General features: G+C 59.4%; 14 protein-coding genes and 2 pseudogenes. 5 read left to right on the top strand and 11 right to left on the bottom strand.

Going from position 1 to position 17,210, the window contains the following annotated elements; translation table 11 throughout:
* Window positions 1–1,347, bottom strand: a 1,347-nt coding sequence (locus tag V1475_RS19670; RefSeq protein ID WP_479414180.1) for a TonB-dependent receptor, incomplete at its 3' end; no start/stop codon positions are given.
* 77 nt (window positions 1,348–1,424) lie between these two features.
* On the opposite strand from V1475_RS19670, the pseudogene V1475_RS19665 reads away from it, so the two are divergent.
* The 3 genes and pseudogenes from V1475_RS19665 to V1475_RS19655 form a co-directional block, all read left to right on the top strand.
* Window positions 1,425–1,673, top strand: a pseudogene (locus tag V1475_RS19665) (iron chelate uptake ABC transporter family permease subunit); the annotation flags it as partial.
* Window positions 1,670–2,543, top strand: a pseudogene (locus tag V1475_RS19660) (ABC transporter ATP-binding protein). The pseudogenes V1475_RS19665 and V1475_RS19660, both read left to right, overlap by 4 nt.
* Entirely contained in the window at window positions 2,540–3,562 is a 1,023-nt protein-coding gene (locus V1475_RS19655) for a siderophore-interacting protein (protein ID WP_479414177.1), read from the top strand. The pseudogene V1475_RS19660 and the gene V1475_RS19655 overlap by 4 nt, the downstream one beginning before the upstream one ends.
* Here V1475_RS19655 and V1475_RS19650 read toward each other — a convergent pair.
* Genes V1475_RS19650 through fepB form a run of 4 tightly spaced genes read right to left on the bottom strand, consistent with a single transcriptional unit; the run spans window position 3,559 to window position 7,894 of the window.
* A complete protein-coding gene (locus V1475_RS19650) occupies window positions 3,559–4,878 on the bottom strand; it encodes an NtaA/DmoA family FMN-dependent monooxygenase (protein WP_479414176.1) in 1,320 nt (439 codons plus the stop codon). The two genes, V1475_RS19655 and V1475_RS19650, sit on opposite strands and share 4 nt — an antisense overlap.
* Window positions 4,879–4,896: 18 nt before the next feature.
* On the bottom strand, window positions 4,897–5,916 hold the full coding sequence (locus V1475_RS19645) for a FecCD family ABC transporter permease (RefSeq protein ID WP_479414175.1): 1,020 nt from the start codon (window positions 5,914–5,916) through the stop codon (window positions 4,897–4,899).
* Complete coding sequence (locus tag V1475_RS19640) at window positions 5,916–6,899, bottom strand: FecCD family ABC transporter permease (RefSeq protein ID WP_479414174.1); 984 nt, start codon at window positions 6,897–6,899, stop codon at window positions 5,916–5,918. The genes V1475_RS19645 and V1475_RS19640 overlap by 1 nt, the downstream gene beginning before the upstream one ends.
* 32 nt (window positions 6,900–6,931) lie before the next feature.
* A complete protein-coding gene (fepB, locus tag V1475_RS19635; protein ID WP_479414173.1) occupies window positions 6,932–7,894 on the bottom strand; it encodes a Fe2+-enterobactin ABC transporter substrate-binding protein in 963 nt (320 codons plus the stop codon).
* 131 nt (window positions 7,895–8,025) lie between these two features.
* Between fepB and V1475_RS19630 the strand changes: the two genes are divergently transcribed.
* The gene (locus V1475_RS19630) at window positions 8,026–8,832 is read left to right on the top strand and encodes an ABC transporter ATP-binding protein (RefSeq protein ID WP_479414172.1); all 807 of its coding nucleotides are present in this window, start codon (window positions 8,026–8,028) and stop codon (window positions 8,830–8,832) included.
* Here the strand turns inward: V1475_RS19630 and V1475_RS19625 are convergent.
* Entirely contained in the window at window positions 8,821–9,630 is an 810-nt protein-coding gene (locus V1475_RS19625; RefSeq protein WP_434291011.1) for an IclR family transcriptional regulator, read from the bottom strand. The two genes, V1475_RS19630 and V1475_RS19625, sit on opposite strands and share 12 nt — an antisense overlap.
* Window positions 9,631–9,819: 189 nt before the next feature.
* On the opposite strand from V1475_RS19625, the gene V1475_RS19620 reads away from it, so the two are divergent.
* On the top strand, window positions 9,820–11,895 hold the full coding sequence (locus V1475_RS19620) for a TonB-dependent receptor (protein ID WP_479414171.1): 2,076 nt from the start codon (window positions 9,820–9,822) through the stop codon (window positions 11,893–11,895).
* A 155-nt stretch (window positions 11,896–12,050) separates the two neighbouring features.
* On the opposite strand, the gene V1475_RS19615 is transcribed toward V1475_RS19620, so the two are convergent.
* The 5 genes from V1475_RS19615 to V1475_RS19595 form a co-directional block, all read right to left on the bottom strand.
* Window positions 12,051–13,121 carry a Gfo/Idh/MocA family protein gene (locus V1475_RS19615; protein WP_479414170.1) on the bottom strand — a complete coding sequence of 357 codons (1,071 nt, stop codon included), beginning with the start codon at window positions 13,119–13,121 and terminating at the stop codon, window positions 12,051–12,053.
* A gap of 1 nt (window position 13,122) precedes the next feature.
* On the bottom strand, window positions 13,123–14,130 hold the full coding sequence (locus V1475_RS19610) for a Gfo/Idh/MocA family oxidoreductase (RefSeq protein WP_479414169.1): 1,008 nt from the start codon (window positions 14,128–14,130) through the stop codon (window positions 13,123–13,125).
* Window positions 14,131–14,158: 28 nt separating this feature from the next.
* On the bottom strand, window positions 14,159–15,160 hold the full coding sequence (locus V1475_RS19605; RefSeq protein ID WP_479414168.1) for an ABC transporter permease: 1,002 nt from the start codon (window positions 15,158–15,160) through the stop codon (window positions 14,159–14,161).
* Complete coding sequence (locus V1475_RS19600) at window positions 15,157–15,948, bottom strand: ATP-binding cassette domain-containing protein (RefSeq protein ID WP_479414167.1); 792 nt, start codon at window positions 15,946–15,948, stop codon at window positions 15,157–15,159. The genes V1475_RS19605 and V1475_RS19600 overlap by 4 nt, the downstream gene beginning before the upstream one ends.
* A 64-nt stretch (window positions 15,949–16,012) precedes the next feature.
* Window positions 16,013–16,981 carry a sugar ABC transporter substrate-binding protein gene (locus tag V1475_RS19595; protein WP_479414166.1) on the bottom strand — a complete coding sequence of 323 codons (969 nt, stop codon included), beginning with the start codon at window positions 16,979–16,981 and terminating at the stop codon, window positions 16,013–16,015.
* Window positions 16,982–17,210: the final 229 nt, after the last annotated feature.

The following is a 17,210-nucleotide window of genomic DNA, read 5'->3' as shown; positions in this document are numbered from 1 at the left end:
GTAGTAATTTGCCGTGCCTGTGCCGACCACATGTTGTTCGTCGAACAGGTTGCTGACATGCAATTCCAGATCGGTGTTCTCCGCAATTTCATAGCCGAAAGAGGCATCGAACAGTGTTGCGGCATCGCTTTCGGCGGAGTTGGCCGCATTGAAACAATAAGACCCGACATAGCGTGCGCCGAGGCAAAAGGTCATGTCGCCGCGCGCGCCATCCCCCGGAACCGTATAGGTGCCCCAGATCGAGGCGATATGGTTCGGGGTCGAGGAAAATTCATTGCCGATGATGTTTTCGTCATCATCTTCAACGACTTTGGATTTGAGATAGGAGTAAGAGGCGATCAGGCTCAGTTGTTCGCTCAGCTCGGCCTTGGCTTCAAGGTCAAGGCCCCGGACGCGACTTTCGCCGATGGTTTGGCGTTCGACCGAGCCGTCGCCCTGCACCACAGCGATGGTGACGTTTTCGCGGGTCAGATCATAGATCGCGGCGGAGAACAGTGCGTTCATCCCGACGGGCGCATATTTCACCCCAATCTCATATTGCTCGCCACGCTCCGGTTCGACGCCGATGCTCGGGGGCGCAACGGATTGCACATAGCTCGCATAGGTCGAGATTTCATCCGTGAGCTTGTAGGTCAGAGCAACGCGATAGGAGGTTTCCGAGAAGTCGTCGCTGTTGTCATAAGCCACGCCCCAGCTTGTGCCGTTTGCCGACAGGTCGAGCCAGTCGTGGCGCATGCCGAAGGTGGCGATGATCCGATCGTCGAACGACAGGTTCTGGGTCAGGAAGATCGACTTCGTGGTATAGTCGCTTTCCCCATCGCTATAGACATAGGGGGCGCTCGGAGCGCCGGAATAGACGGGGGCGTCGATGTCGATGCCGGAGGTCAGCCCGTAAATGCCCGAGGAGGTGGTCGAGGCATCGCGATACTCGACGCCAGCGACCGTGCTGCTGTCGATAGTGCCGAGTTGCGTTTCATATTTCAGGATCGCATTGCCGATCAATTCCTCGGCCGTTTGATCTGTACCGAAATAGTAGCGAGACAACTCGGTGCCGGTCCGCCCAGCGTAATCGTAGAGGTAGATATAGCCGAAATCGTCGTTCAGATCGCTATAGCGCAGATTGGCGTTGAGGCTCAGACCGCCTCCGAAATCATGGGTCAGAAGGCCGGTGATCGAGGTCCGTTCCACATCGTGATAATTGAAGTCCGGCTCGCCGAAGAAGTCGCTGCGATCATAGTCTTGATCGAGGGGATACCCGCCGCTGTTGGGTGTGCCCTCGCGTTTCAGATAGTCCAGGATCACGCTTAATTCGGTATAGTCCGAAGGCTGCCAACTCAGTCCGCCCATCAGGAAGGTCTCATCATCCTGCGAATAGTCATAGTCGAGCGCGCTCTCCTTGACCTTGCCGGTAAAGCGATAGGCCAGGGCCGATCGCCTTTGTCGCCTTTCTCTCCGGTCCGATCTCTGCACGGCTCATGCAGCGTTCCGGTGCCGGGAGCGGCTCCGGTCTCATCCCTGCCGCACTCACCGGCGCGCTTCTGGTGATCATAGCCGATTATGCCGGACAGTTCCTTTTGTCTGCGCGCTACCCGGTGGGCATCGTCACCGGCGTTTTGGGCGCGCCTTACCTGATTTACCTCATTATGCGTGACAATCGCAGGAGTGCCTCATGAGTTCTGTCTCCTCTTTCGATATTCGCGACCTGCGTGTGGACTACGGAGATCGCCCCGTGCTTGATGGTATTGATCTGAGCCTCGCGCCGGGGCAGATCACCGCGATCATCGGGGCCAACGCCTGTGGAAAATCGACGCTCTTGCGCGCCATGTCGCGGCTTTTGACGCCTGAACGCGGGGAGGTTCTTTTGGATGGCAGGCCCGTCCATCGCACAGCACCACGCAAACTGGCGCAACGTCTCGGGCTTTTGCCGCAATCCCCCCATCGCGCCCGAAGGGATCACGGTGCTTGATCTCGTGAGCCGCGGCCGTCACCCGCATCACGGGCTTTTCGCCCGTTGGACCGCAGAGGATGACGCGGCCGTCGCAGAAGCTCTGGAGGCCACGGGCACAGCCGCTCTGTCTGAGCGTCCGGTCGAGGCGCTGTCCGGCGGGCAGCGTCAGAGGGTCTGGATCACCATGGCTCTGGCGCAGCGCACGGATGTGTTGCTGCTCGATGAACCGACAACCTTCCTCGACATCAACCATCAGATCGAAGTGCTCGATCTTTTGACGGACCTGAACAAGAGGCGCGGCACGATGATCGTCATGGTGCTTCACGACCTCAATCTGGCGGCCCGCTATGCGGATCGGATCGTGGCCATTTCTGACGGGCAAATTTATTGCCACGGCACCGCGAAAGAAGTTCTGACATCCGCGATGTTGCGCGATATATTCGGGTTGGCCAGCCAGATCGTCACCGATCCTGTCAGCGGAGAACCGATGATGATCCCGCTGGGGCGGCATGGCATCTTGAGCAATGTTCAAGACACGGTCGCGCCCTTTTCTTCGGATCATGAAACAGATCAAAGAAACGAGGGCCTTTCATGACCACGACCACCGCCTTTCTTCCGCTTGCCCCGGCCCATGCCTTTGCCGGGTTTCGCAAAACCGCCGCTCTCTTCGAATGCCCGGTTTCCGAAGGCGACAAAACGCTTGAAATCACGCTTGAGGTCGCACGGATTTTCCTGAGTGTCGAAGGCGAGGGCACAAAGCTTTTGCTCGAAGCCAATACAGACGGCAATCTTCAGATGATGCGCGATGTTTTGAGCGAACAACTCAAAGACTACGGTGTCACCCCGGATTGGCAAGGGGTCAAACCCGCCGCGCGCCCGGCCAATCAGACGTTGGTGACGATTGAGGCAGTCGAACGCCTCTCGCCCTCCTATATGCGGGTGACCATGTCGGGCGATCAGCTTGCGCGGTTTGGCACGGGCGGGTTTCACTTCCGGTTGTTGTTCGGCCCCGAAGGGGCGGGATGGCCCTATGTGGATGAGCACGGCGTGACGCAATGGCCAGGCGGCACAGCGGTCTGGCACAAGCCGGTCTACACCACGCGCAACATCGACATTGACGGCGAGGCCGCACGGATCGAGTTCGACGTGTTCCGTCATGAGGGCGGTACGGTGACGGAGTGGTGCGATCAGGTGCGCCCCGGCACCGAGATGGTGATCATGGGACCGGGCGGCAGCGGCAAGGTGAATCACGCCGGATGGCAGGGCTTTATCGGCGATGAAACTGCGGTGCCGGTGATCAAACGCTTTCTCGAACTTCTGCCTCAGGACACGCGCGGCGAGGCGGTTTTGTTCGTGCCGGAACGTGGCGACATTCAGGAGCTGGCGCGTCCCTCGGGCGTCTCCGTACGCTGGGCCCTGCGGTCCGATGGGGAAAGCCCCCTTCAGGCACTTGATAAATTGCCCATTCCCGACACGGATCGCTATGTCTTCTTTGCAGCTGAGAAGGTCGAAGCCCTTGCCGCCCGCACAGCCCTTTTGGAGCGCGGGTTGGATAAGTCTGAGAGTCTCGCTGCAACCTATTGGACGGCGGTCAAGGAGATGGCTGAGGCTTAAAACACCTCGCCTGCTTCAAAATGGCTGGCCAATGTTGTGCCGTGATAATCGCGGCGCAACAGGCCCGCATCCCTGAGCGCAGGGCAGAGGCCCTCTAAGCAGAGGTGCATACATTCGACCGAGCCGCCGGGGAAAAGGATGAACCCGTCGAGCGCGCCTGCGTCCTGCCACTTGCGGATTTCATCCACCGCCTGAGCGACAGTCCCGATCACCTGCCAATGGGCCGATCCCATGACTTCGGGCATTTGCAACAGCTCCGTCACGGTCGGCTCATGGCGCTCCACGGCGCGACGCAACAGGCCCGCATGGGTGCGCGACCGGACCTTGGCGGGCGGCGGAGGCAGATCATTGGCCCGAATGGGTCGGTCTTTCGGCCAGTCGCGCAGGTCCAGCCCGGTCATCTCAAGAATATTGGCAAATTTGCGCGACTCATCGGCCAATGCGTGCGTGGCACGGTAGAGATCGCGGGCCTGAGCTTCGGTGTCGGCCAGATAGAGGCTCAGCCCCGGCATAAGCCGCACGGCACCCTCATCGCGGCCATGGGCCTTGGCGCGACGGCGCAGGTCGTGGCGCAGCTCGATGGCCGCCTCCATGTCGGGGGTCGAGGCAAAGGTGGCATCGGCCACACGCGCGGCAAAATTGCGGCCCGCGTCCGAGGCCCCCGCCTGTACCAGTGGAATGCGGTGGCCGCCGCCGCCCATATTGGGGATGTTCAAAGGCCCTTCGACGCGGTGAAACTGCCCCTCGTAGTCGATCTGTTGCACCAGATCCGCATCGACCATCACGCCAGTGCCGCGATCCCCAAGCCACGCCTCGCGCGGGAAGCTGTTCCACAGCCTCAGCACGATGTCCGTCACCTCGGCGGCGCGGGCATAGCGATCCTCGGGCGAGGGCATGACGTCGAGCGAAAAGTTCTTTTGCCCGTCGAGAGCCGTGACAATATTCCATCCCGCGCGGCCCTTGGAGAGCCAGTGCAAAGACATGATCATGCGGGCCAAAATATAAGGCGGATAAAAGGTGGTGGACACTGTGGTCAACAACCCGATCCGGTCGGTGGCATGGGCAATGGCCGAGAGTAAAAGCGTCGGGTCCATCCCCGCCATGCCCGTGCCGCGCCCCAAGAGCGCGCGGTTGAGGGCAAGGCTGTCGGGGCGAAACACGAAATCGAGCTTGGCGGCCTCGGCGCGCCGGGCGATGTCGATGTAATAGTCATAGCCCAGCAGACCCTCGATATCGCTGTCGGGCCGCCGCCAGGCCTCGCCGGCCAGCCATGTCGGGGCAAGCGTCATGCCAATATGCAGAGGTTTCCGGGTCATCGTCTTGTCTCCTGATCGTTAGCGCCGTGTCAGCACCCACAAAAGATAGCCGCCGCCCAAAAGCCCGGTCATCTGCCCGACGGGCAGGTTCAATCCGGTTGGCATGCGCTGGCTTAGCAGATCGGCGGCCAGCAACAGCGCGGCCCCCATGAGACCGGCGGAGAAAAAGGGGATGTAGGCAATGCCGCTCAAACGTCGCGCAAGTTGCGGCGCCGCCAAGGCGATGAAGCTGATCGGACCGGCGGCGGCGGTTGCAATCGCGGTCATGCCGACGGCGGCGAGAACCGCGATGATACGCGTGCGTTCGACCGGGACACCCAGGGCGGCGGCTGCATCATCGCCCATCTCAAACAGCGCCAGCCGACGCGAAAGGCTCAAAACGACAGGGGCCAAAATCGCAATGCCCAAAGCGGCGGGCCAGACGTGCGCCCATGTCCGGGTGTTCAAAGAACCCGCGAGCCAAAGCTGGGCGGCGATGGATTGATCGAGATCGCCCATCACCAGAAACACCGTGTTGACGCCGGACAGCGTTGCGCCAACGCCGATCCCCACCAGCACAAGCCGATAGCCTTCGGAGCGCCCGGATTTGCGCGCCAGCATCAACACGACAAAGGCGGTCACGAGGCCCGAGAGCATCGACATGGCGGCAATGCGGAGCGGGTCGGAATCGATCATCACGATCTGCACGATGGCGCCCGTTGCGGCCCCGGTGGTAAATCCGATCACATCGGGAGAGCCTAGGGGATTGCGCGAGACGGTCTGAAAGGCCGCGCCTGCAAGGCCAAGGCCAAAGCCGACGAGGCAGGCGGTTAGCACCCGCGGAAGGCGGATGCGCCAGAGCACTTTGGCGGCGGGGCTGTCGTTGCTTCGGCCCTGAAGCACAGCCAGAAAATCGTCGAGGCCGATGGGCATTTTGCCGGTGGTGAGCAACAGGGTACCAAGGCAGAAGATGGCGGTCGAAAGCATCACAGCCACGATCAATGCCCGGCGATGCAAGGCAAGCGTGATGGGACCGATGGACAGAACAGGAGGCCGCATCACAGGCGCATCATCTTGAAACGCCGCACGCTCAGGACAAAGAACGGACCGCCAAGGATGGCGGCCACGATCCCGGCGGCGACTTCTGCGGGGCTGACGAGAATGCGTCCCAAAATATCGGCCAATAGCAACAAAAGCGCAGCAATCAGGGCGGAATAGGGCAGAATCCAGCGATAATCCGGCCCGGAGAACAGCCGGGCAATGTGGGGGGCAACCAGACCGATAAAGCCGATGGGACCGACGGCGGCTGTGGCCCCGCCCGCAAGCATCATGATGGCGAGGCAGGCGAGGCTCCAGATCAGCACAGGGCGCGCGCCCAAGGCCCGTCCGACATCGCGGCCCAAGGCGAGGGCGTTCAGGCCGGACGCGATCCCGAGGGCAAGCGCGCCGCCCAAGATCAGCGACAGGGTGAGAGCGATCAGAACCGGCCCACCACGCCCCTCGACGGACCCCGCGCCCCATTGCCGGAAGTCGTCATAGACCCCGGAGGGCGCATTGATGATGATGATGCCGCTCAGAGCCCCCAACATGACCGACAACCCGGCGCCTGCGAGGACAAGCCGTACGGGGTCCACGCCCGCGTCATGGCCGCGACCTAAAAGGAAAACGGTGACACCTGCAAAGCCTGCGCCGCAAATGCCGAACCAGAGATATTGATCAATCCGGGTCAGACCAAAAAAGCTGACACCCACAAGCACCGCGACGGCCGCGCCTGCGTTGATCCCCAAAAGTCCGGGTTCGGCCAGAGGATTGCGTGTCACTGCCTGCATCAATGCGCCTGAAATCCCGAGAGCAGCCCCGGCGAGGAGCGCCAAGGCGGTGCGTGGCAGGCGCAAGGCATGGATGATCACATGCAGATCATTCGTCGGGTCATAAGCCGTGAGCGATTGTAAAATCTCAGCCAGAGGAATGGCCCGTGCACCGGTCATGAGGCTCAGCGCGCCTGCCGCGCACAGCACAAACGCTGTGAGAGCCAGAGGCATCAGTCGTTGACCGAGAGGGGCAGCCGGGCGCATCATTCTGCGGAGAGACTGGTTTCCAGAGTCTCGATCATCTCTAGCGCGGAATAGTAATCCACGCGAAAGGACGAGAGGCCCATGGGATAAACCTGACGCTTTTGCACGGCGGGCAGATTGGCCAGCAGCGGGTCGTTCAGGAAGGCCGCGACAGCGCTGTCATCGCCGCTGAGCAAGATGACGGTGTCTTCGGTGATGGCTGCGCTTAAGGTCTCGCGCGAAATGAAATCCATATTGGTCACACGGGTGACGGTGCTTTGGAACGCTTCGGGCAAGGGGGTGATGGTAAATCCGAGCGCTTCGAGCACCTCGGCCTGCGGGCTTTTTCTGCGCCCGATGGAATAGGTGCCCGCGATGTCATAGCCGACGATGGTGACGGGACGTCCGTTGAGGTTTAACCGGTCGGCGGCGGCCTGCGCCTTGGTCTCGAAATCCGCAATGGCGGTCTCGGCATTCGCTTCGTGGCCTGTTGCCTGTCCCAGAGTGCGGGTCATGTCCTGCCAACTCACAGCCGAATAATCGAGGATCAGCGTCGGCAGCCCCTGTGCCTCGACCTCTGCGAGATAGGGCAGAAGGCTGTCGGCCCCCGTCGAAGAACCGATCACCAGATCGGGGTCGGCCATGATCAGCGCCTCAATGTCGAAGTCGCGGTTGGGATACAGTCTTTCGACACCGCGAGTATGCGCGATTTCTGCCCATTGAGTGAAATAGCCAGCTTCGTCCGTCAGAGGCCCCGGCGTGGTGGCCGCGGTAGCGATCAGCGGCGCGTCTATCGCCAGCAAAAGCCCCGTGAGGCTGGGCGAGGTGGAGATCACGCGCCGGGGAGTTTTGTCGAGCGTCAAGGTGCCGGCGTCATGCGCCAGCGCGCGTGGCCAACCCGCGTCGGATTGTGCCCAAAGGGGCAGGCTGATCATGGTCAACGGGAGAGCGAAAAAGCTACGGAGCAAAGTGCGGCGGTTCATGCGGAAAGACTCTTTCAGGCTTGAGATCGACGCAGATGGCGTATGGCTCTCTGGGAAGATTGTGCCTGATATTGCAGAATGCGTTCTACAATGCAATACCGACAGAAAGACTCGGTTAAATGAGGCGTGGAATGAGAAAGACAGGGGCCTTGCGGGCCGAACACATCACTCTGGCCTATGACGGGCGGGAGATTTCCCGTGACCTGTCTCTGGCGATCCCGGAGGGGTCTTTCACCGTGATTGTCGGGCCGAATGCCTGCGGGAAATCGACGCTTTTGCGGGCCTTGTCGCGGCTTCTGCCGCCGGTTTCGGGGCGGGTGACGCTCGACGGGCAGGACATTCACCGCTATGCGCCGCGCGCGTTCGCCCGCAAGCTTGGGCTTTTGCCGCAGAGCCTTACGGCGCCGGATGGGATCACGGTTGCCGATCTTGTGGCGCGGGGGCGGTTTCCGCATCAGAGTTTCCTGCGGCAATGGTCGAAAGAAGATGGCGCAGCGATCACCCGCGCGCTGGAGGCGACGGCGATGACGGACCATGCGGAGCGCATGGTGTCGGAACTGTCGGGCGGTCAGCGTCAGAGGGTCTGGATCGCCATGGCTCTGGCGCAGGAGACGCCGATCCTTTTGCTGGACGAGCCGACGACCTATCTCGACATCGCGCATCAGATGGAGCTTTTGGAATTGCTGGAGGAGTTGCGCGGGGCAGGGCGCACCATCGTGGCGGTGCTGCATGATCTCAATCAGGCCTGCCGCTTTGCCACCCATATGGTGGCGCTGAAAGGGGGGCAGGTGAGGGCCGAGGGTGCACCCGCAGACATCGTGACCGAAGCGATGGTGGTGGAGGTGTTCGGCTTGTCTGCGCGCATTATTGAAGACCCGGAAACCGGCCTGCCAATGATCGTGCCGCGCCCGTCTGCGGGCAGGGCCTTACAGGCTTAAGCCCCCGGTTTCACGGTTGATTGCATCTGCGGCGGCTTTCAAGGCAGATAGCTGTTCGGGGCTTTGCATTCTGCCCAGATCTGCCACGGAGGTGACGATACAGGCCAGATCGCCCTGAGCATCAAAGATCGGCGCGGCCTGACCCGTGACATTGGGCAGCAGATGGCTTGTCAACTCGCACCATTTCTCTTTGTAAACCTGGTTCAACAGCGCAGCGGTGGGCGGAGTGCCACGGAAATCCTCCGGCTGATGTTCTCGTGCTTCGATGATGGACCGCGCGGGCAGATAGGCCTGACACACCAGCCCGCAGGCGGTGTTGTCGATCGGCAGGATGGTGCCCAGACCGATGGCAGAAATCGCGAAATAGGCGCTGTTATGCCAGCGGATCACAGTCGGCCCGCGTTCGGTCCAGATGGCAATCCCGGCGCTGATCGCATGGGTTTGCGACAATTCCTTGATATAGCGCCCGGCGATTTCGACGGGATCGACCCGGCGCAAAGCGGCCACACCGATGGACAGGGACAGGGGACCGAGGTCGTAATGACCGCTGACGGGGTCCTGTTGCGCGAGGCCTTCTTTGACGAGGGATTGCATATAGCGATGCGCAGTGGACCGCCCGGTGCCGACCCGTTTGGCGATCTCGCCCAAGGGCAGGGCCTGTTCGGCAGCCGAGAGGATGCGCAGGAAATCAGACGCAATGGAGACGGATTGCACCGTGCCGTCGCGTGGCTTTGGCGTTTCTGTCGGGGTGCCCTGCAAGGCCTCGGACGTCTCTGCTGGCGGTGAATCCTGACTCAAGGTCTGCGTGCTCCCGGGTTTTGTCTGTCGTCGTCATTTTTCATGCATCTGCGCAACGGGGTACAAATTTGCGCGCCTATGCGCAATAGATGAGTTGACATGCAGAACGCGTAGTGCAATGCGGAACAAAAATCTGCGAGCCATTTCCCCTAGCCAGCATGCACGCAAATGCGAACGCCCGAGGGAATCATGGCAACACTTCAATCAACATTCATCCGAACAACGAGTCTCATGGCTTTGGCTGCGTCCTTGTCGGCACATGGTGCCGTGGCACAGAGCAGTGCAGACGTTATCCAGCTCGAGCCGATCATCGTGACGGGTGAAAAGGTCGAACGCGATCTGAAAGACACGGCAAGCTCCGTGGTCGTGGTCAGCGGCGACAGTCTTCAGGAAAAGGCCAGCAACGATGTTACGGAAACCGTGTCGGAGATTCCGAACGTCCTGAACACCGGTAGCGGCCAGTCCCCGACGATCCGTGGGCAGGACACGCAGGGGCCGAACACCTCGGCCTATGCGTTTTTCGGCGGAACCGTGCCGCGCACGACGATCAATACCGACGGGGCCGCGCAGGATTACTTCAGCCTGAACTATGGCGGTGCTTCGACATGGGATGTTGAGAGCATCGAAGTCTTTCGTGGGCCGCAGACGACGTCGCAAGGGGCCAACTCGATTGCGGGTGCGATTATCGTAAATACCAATGATCCGACCTTTTACGAGGAAGGCCGTGCGCAGCTGCAATTCGGCTCTAACAATATGAAACGCGCCTCTGTGGCCTATTCCGCACCCATCTCTGATGATCTGGCGGCACGGATTGCCATTGATTATTCGTCGCGTGACAATTCCGTGGACTACAACGGGTCCAATTTTTCAGAGTCCGTCACCGATCTGGATTACGAAAGCAAAACGGTCCGTGCAAAGCTGCTTTGGCAGCCTGCTGAAATTGCGGGATTTGAGGCGAAGCTGACTTATGCGCATAGCAGCTCCAACCGACCGCAGATCGAAGAGGTTTTCGAGCCTTATTTCGATCTGGAGAACCCGGCGGACAGTTATCCAAGCTGGAAGATCGAAAGCGACAGCCTGATCGCGGATGCCAGTTACGAGTTTGCCAACGGTATGGTTCTGACCAACAAGCTGGCCTACACTCAGACAAGCAGTGATCGTCTGATGGAAACCTTCAACAACGGTACAGCTTATATTGACAGCGAGACCATCAGCAATGAAACCCGACTGTCCTTCGGTGATGAAAGCTCGGTCTGGAGTGGTTTCGTTGGGGTCTATGCCGCAAAAACGGACTCTGACGAGGAGCTCTATATCAGCGGCGCCAATGTCTATAGCGACACCAAAACGAGCTTTGGTCTGTTTGCAGAGACAACCTACCGGTTTACCGATCAGCTTTCTCTGACGGGCGGTGTTCGTTTCCAACAGGACCATACCGAGCGTGACGGTTACTATCTGTCGTATGCTGTGGATTATGACGAAACTTTTGAGGCGATCCTGCCCCGGTTTGTGTTGAGCTATGAGGTCAACCCGGAGTTGACGGTCGGGGCGCTTGTGTCGAAAGGGTACAATCCGGGCGGTGTCGGCCTTGGGTTCTATACCGGGCAATACTTCGAGTATGACGAGGAAACCGTCTGGAATTATGAACTGTTCGCCCGTGCCAACCTGATGGACAACCGGCTCGCCGTGACGGCAAACCTGTTCTATGACGATTACAAGGATGCGCAGCGTTTCATCACCTTCACCAAGGATGGCGAAACCGATTATACGACCACCAATGCGGACAGCGCGGAGGCTTACGGTCTTGAATTGGGTGTTGAGTTTGTCGCGAGTGATGCGCTGCGTTTGAACGCCGGGCTTGGTCTGTTGCACACCGAAATCACATCCTTCGACGCTGCAACCGCCGATCTTGACGGCAGCGAATTTGCCCGCGCGCCGAATTATACCCTGAACCTTGGGGCGCAATGGGATGTCACGGATAAGCTGACGCTCTCGGGGGATGTGCGCTATGTCGACGGGTATTATTCCGACGACGAAAACACTGAAGCCTATAAGGTTGACGGCTATGCTATCGCCAATATCGGTGCAAGCTATCGCGTGTCAGACAATGTGCGTCTCTTTGGCTCGGTCACGAACCTTTTCGACGAAGAGGCCGCAACCTGGCTTCATTCCTATCGCGGCTATGTCAACGGGGCGGTGAGCTCTGCGACGGTGGCAACGGTCGTGGAAGAGCGTGGGTTCAATGTCGGTCTGACTGTCGATTTTTGAGCCTTTAGGTTTTTCAACATGATAAAATCACCCGCCCTGTTTCAGGGCGGGTGGTTGCGTTTTGTCGGGGTGTTCTTACCGGCTTGAAGTATTCAAAACATGGGGCCACGACAGGACTGTCAGACGCGCTCTTTGTGGGATTTCTGAGGCGTGCATCAAAACACAAGCCGTCGATCCGTGAGAGCGCAGCGCCGTTCTGTGTGGTGATCCGGATGCGCGGGGCGCGGCGGTGTGTCGATCCGGACCGCAGACCCGGTGCGTGCCGCCTCTTCAATCGCCAACAGCACACGCATATCGGCGAGCCCTTCTTCCCCATCGGCCTCCGGCGGCGTTCCCGTCGCAATACAATCGGAGAAATACGCGGTCATCCCCGTGAAATGATCGACATGAGGAAATTCCGTGATGTCCGCCATCTCGTTTTTCGTCGTCACCATCCGCAGGGGCACTTCGAACCGGAACGCCGGATCGAGGAGGATGTCGCCGGTCGTGCCGATCACGCGATAGTTTTCGGCCAAGGCACCCTGAAAGCTGGCCAGGATTTGCGCAATGCCGCCCGATGGAAACCGCAGGGTCGCGGCAATACTGGCATCCACCTCGGAGAACCGGGGATCGTTCTTGGGCCTGTGGCTCACCGCTGTCGCCTCGATGGGTTCTTCCCCAAAGATATGGCGCGCGGCGTTGATGCAATAGACCCCCACATCCTGCAACGGCCCGCCCCAATGTTCAGCACTATAACGGTGGTTGCCCTCACCCGGAGAGTTCGAGAACGTCAGTTGTGCCATTAATGGCGTACCGATGGCCCCGCTGCGGATGCGATTGAGCGCCGCAATGGTGCCCGGTTCGTTGTGTAGGCGATAGGCCGTCATGAGATAGACACCTGCCTCCTTGGCGGCTGAAACCATGGCCTCGGCATCCGCAAGATTATCGGCCAGCGGCTTTTCAACCAGAATATGTTTTCCGGCTTTTGCCGCGCGGATCGTATAGTCCGCATGCATCGAATTCGGCAAAGCCACATAGACCGCATCGAACAAATCCTCCGCCAAAGCGGCGTCAAATTCGTCGTAACTTATCACATGCGGAATATCGTGAAATTCGGCCAGAGCTTCCGCCCTCTCGCGATGACCCGACACGATAACGGTTACCCGAGAATTTCCGCTCTGGTGAATGCCTGGAAGGAAAGCCTCTTGTGCGATCCAACCGGCGCCGACAACTGCATATCTGATCATGTTAAACTCTTTCATTTATGTGAGCGCCAACCGCATAGAGCGGATCCGGCACAGGATGGAGGAGCGAAATGGCCGCCGCTCCATCGCGTCCTTTCGCCAATCCAGCGGCGAGTTGATCGGCAATCGAGGAGGCAATATAGCCGTCCCATGCCGAGGCCCCGACGGGCACTCCGGTTGCAATGGAGTTGACCCATGCCTGCATCTGTTGTCGATAGGCGTCTTTGAACCGGGGCAACCAGTTTTCAGGCCAGCCATGCCCATGCCACCGGGCGCGATTGACAAGGCTCAACGCAGGCGGAGCCATGGAAATGGCCCCTTCGCGCCCCACAAGCTCGGCATGTACATGATAGCCATAGCTCGCATTCATGAACACTTCTGTCGACACCATGACGCCGGTCTTGCTCTGCATCTGGATCATCAAAGGCTCGCCCCCCGGTCCGGTAAAGACCTGCGCCAGCCCCATTTCGGCCCCGAGCAGCCAGCGACTGACATCAATCTCATGCACGAAAGCATTGGTCAGAGCCATTGCGCCTGAGAACCATCCCGGCGCCTGTGCGTTGCGGTGGATGTTATGCAGCAGAACAGCCTGACCGACCGTGCCGCTCAGATACGCGGTGCGCAACTCCTCATAGGCCGGATCGAACCGGCGCATGAAACCGACCTGAACAAGCCGTCTGCCAAAGAGGATTTCGGCCTCCAAAATGCGTTCTGCCTGTTGCGGTGTCGCGGCCAGAGGCTTTTCGCAGAGTACGGGTTTGCCCTCTGAGATGGCAGCAAGGACCAGGGCTTCATGTGTGTCATCGGGGGAGGCGATCACGACCGCCTCCACCTTATCCGACCGGATCAGCGCGAGAGGGTCGTCGAAAATCTCCGCATGACCCTGCGCCAATCGGGAGGCGTCTGCATCACAGACCGCCATCAGATGTGCGCCCCGCGTTTCCTGCTGTAGAAGCTGCGCATGCTCCGCTCCCATAACACCCATTCCGATCACTCCAACGGCGATACTCATGGCAGTCTCCTTTCCGTGGAATTGGGCATTAGCGCGACCGTGTGGGGCCGCTGCGCATCGTGTCGATATAGACGGCGGCGATCAGAACGACACCGACCACGATTTGCTGGATGAAAGGCGACATGCCCAGAATGTTGAGACCAAAGCGGATTTCAGACATGATGAGTGCACCGATGATGGCGCCCCATACGGTGCCGCGCCCCCCCATGAGGCTTCCGCCTCCGATCACCACGGCAGCAATCGCGTCAAGTTCGTAGCCAAAGCCGATGCCGGGGTGCGCCGAGTTGATGCGGGACGACAGAAGGATCGAGGCCAGACCCGCCGTTGCGCCGGAGATCGCAAAAATCCCCATCCGGTAGCGCCGCACGTTGATCCCCGCACGCCGCGTCCCCTCTTCGCTGCCCCCCATGGTAAAGGCGTAGCGGCCAAGCTTCGTCTGGTAGAACACGAACAGCATGATCAGGGCAAAGCCGATGAGAATGAGAACCGGCATGGGAATGCCGATAAAGTTGCCGCCACCGACAAACTCGAAACTTTCAGGGAACCCGTAGAGCGAGCGTCCATTGGACATGAACAAGGCAAGCCCTTGCGCGACGCCCAACATCCCCAGGGTGGCAATGAAGGACGGCAAATTGGCATAGGCCACAAGAAACCCGTTGATCCCGCCCATCAAAGTGCCCGCCGCCAGAGCCACGACAAACCCCAGCCAAAGCGGCAAGCCCGCATCAATCACCGCGATGCCCATGACCACCATGGACAGAGACATGACCGTGCCGACAGAAATGTCGATGGCCCCGCTGATGATCACCAACATGACCCCGATCGCCAAAACCGCGCGCGTCACGGACTGTAGCGCAATCAGGCTAATGTTGTTCGCCGTGATAAACCCGGAGTGCAAAAACTCCATCAGGATCATGATCGCGAGAAAGACGAATACCGTTGACAATTTGTCGATGACATTGCGGATCATGGCCTTGTTGGTCAGCTCGCCGGTGCCGATCGTCGTGATGTTTTCCAGTTTCTGGGTCATGCTGTGACCTCCGTTTTGATCGGCGGTTCTTCGATCCCGCTGACAATCATGCGCACCAATTGATCTCGATCCACCTGATCGACGGGGCGGCTGGTCACAAGGCGTCCGGTTTTCAGGATCACCACCCGGTCGGCCACACGCATCACATCGTTCATGGAGTGGCTGATCAGGACGATGGCTTCCCCCTTGTCTCGCAGGCTTTCAATCAGCGAGAGAACCTGTTCCTGTTGTGCCACGCCGAGCGCCGCGGTCGGTTCGTCCATGATGATGAGTTTGGCGGCGGAATAGACGCTTTTGGCGATTGCGATGGTCTGGCGCTGACCGCCCGACAAATCGCGCACCGTTTCATGGATATTGGAGATGTTGATCCGCAGATCACCCAAAAGGCGCTTGGTCTCTTCGGACATTTTGCGACGATCAAAGGTTTTGATCAGCCCGCCGAGATAGGATTTCTGGAGTTCACGGCCCAGAAAAATGTTGGTTGGAATATCGACATTGTCGCAGAGCGCAAGGTCTTGGTAGATGATCTCGACACCAAGCTCCTTGGCGCGCGCGGGTGTCCCCAGCTGGACCTCTTCCCCGTCGATGGTGATCTGTCCCTCATCCGGCTCAACCGCACCAGCCAGAATTTTAACGAGAGTGGACTTGCCCGCACCATTGTCGCCCAAAAGTGCGACAACCTCGCCACGGTGCACTTCGAGATCAACCCCATCAAGGGCGGCAACCCCGCCGTAATGTTTGGAAATACCCTGCATTTTGACAATGGGGGCTTGCTCGGCAATTTGCATTGCGAACCTCACAGTATTGGATATGTGTGTGAGGGCGACCGGATCGCGGTCGCCCGAGATCGGATCAGTCGGTGATCCCGAGGATGTCGTGGCGATACGCCTCAACATTCCATTTGTGGATCAGCTCCATGCCGCTATCGATCTTTTTCGGGAAATCTGCGGCAGTCTTTTCGCCTCTCGCGAGGGCGGCCAGGATTTCAACCGAGGTTTCCCCCATGCCTTTGGAGCTTTGCGACACATCGCCCGCGGCCCGGTCAGCAAGGATCAGGTCGGTGCCTTCCGGGATACCATCGAAACCGATCACGATGATGTCTTGACGATCATTGCGACGCAGCACTTCTGCGGCTCCGACGGCCATCAGGTCGGATGAGGCAAAGATCAGATCGAGATCGGGATTGGCGGACAAAATGGCTTCGGTCGCTTCTACGGCGCCCGGTGTGGTCCAATGACCGGTCACCGAAGAGACGATTTCAATATCGTCGTATTTTTCCATACCCTCATGAAAGCCTTGACGGCGATGCGCTGCGGCCTCGGACCCCGGCTCGCCTTCCAGCTGGGCGACTTTGCCCTGATAGCTCAAAAGAGAGGCCGCATAATTGGCTGCAAGACCCGCAGCTCGGACGTTGTCGGTCCCGACGAGCGTGACATAATTGGCCTCGTCCGTCTCGACGCCGCCGTCAATCAACACGACCGGGATACCCGCCGCAGCAGCGCGTTTGACGACGGGAGCAAGTCCTTTGCCGTCCAGAGCCGCAAGGGCGATACCGTCCACCTCACGCGAAATCAGCGCCTCCATCGTGGACACCTGTTCCTCGATTGCGCCATGGCCCGAAACGGAGTGGATTTCGATTTCGACGCCAAGCTCCTCGCCCTTGGCCTTCGCAAATTCTGCAACGTTGTTCATGAAGATGTCATTGATGACCGTTTTCGGCAAAACGGCGATGACAGGGGCGTCTTGCGCAAAAGCGGGTGCACCAAAGCCGAGTACAGACACGGCAGCACCAGCCAAAAGGCTGCGACGAATACTATCCATAAGTTCCTCCCAAGTTGCGTCTGATTGATTTGGTATCGGGGACGCAGACGCCATCGCCTCCCTGTTCGCGACCTTTTCGCAACGGCGCACTCCTCAATGCTACCGGTTGCAATCGCATGTGCAACCGGTAGCATGGCGGGAAAAGGTGAGTCAACATTCAAGGGAGCTCTTGCTTCATCGAATTCAAAAAACGTATTCCTTTAGATCAGTGCGATTGCGAAAGGGACGT

The sequence above is a fragment of the Celeribacter sp. SCSIO 80838 genome (assembly GCF_056498065.1).
Note: the sequence above shows the minus strand (reverse complement) of the source record. Positions and strands in the feature narration are given on the sequence as shown.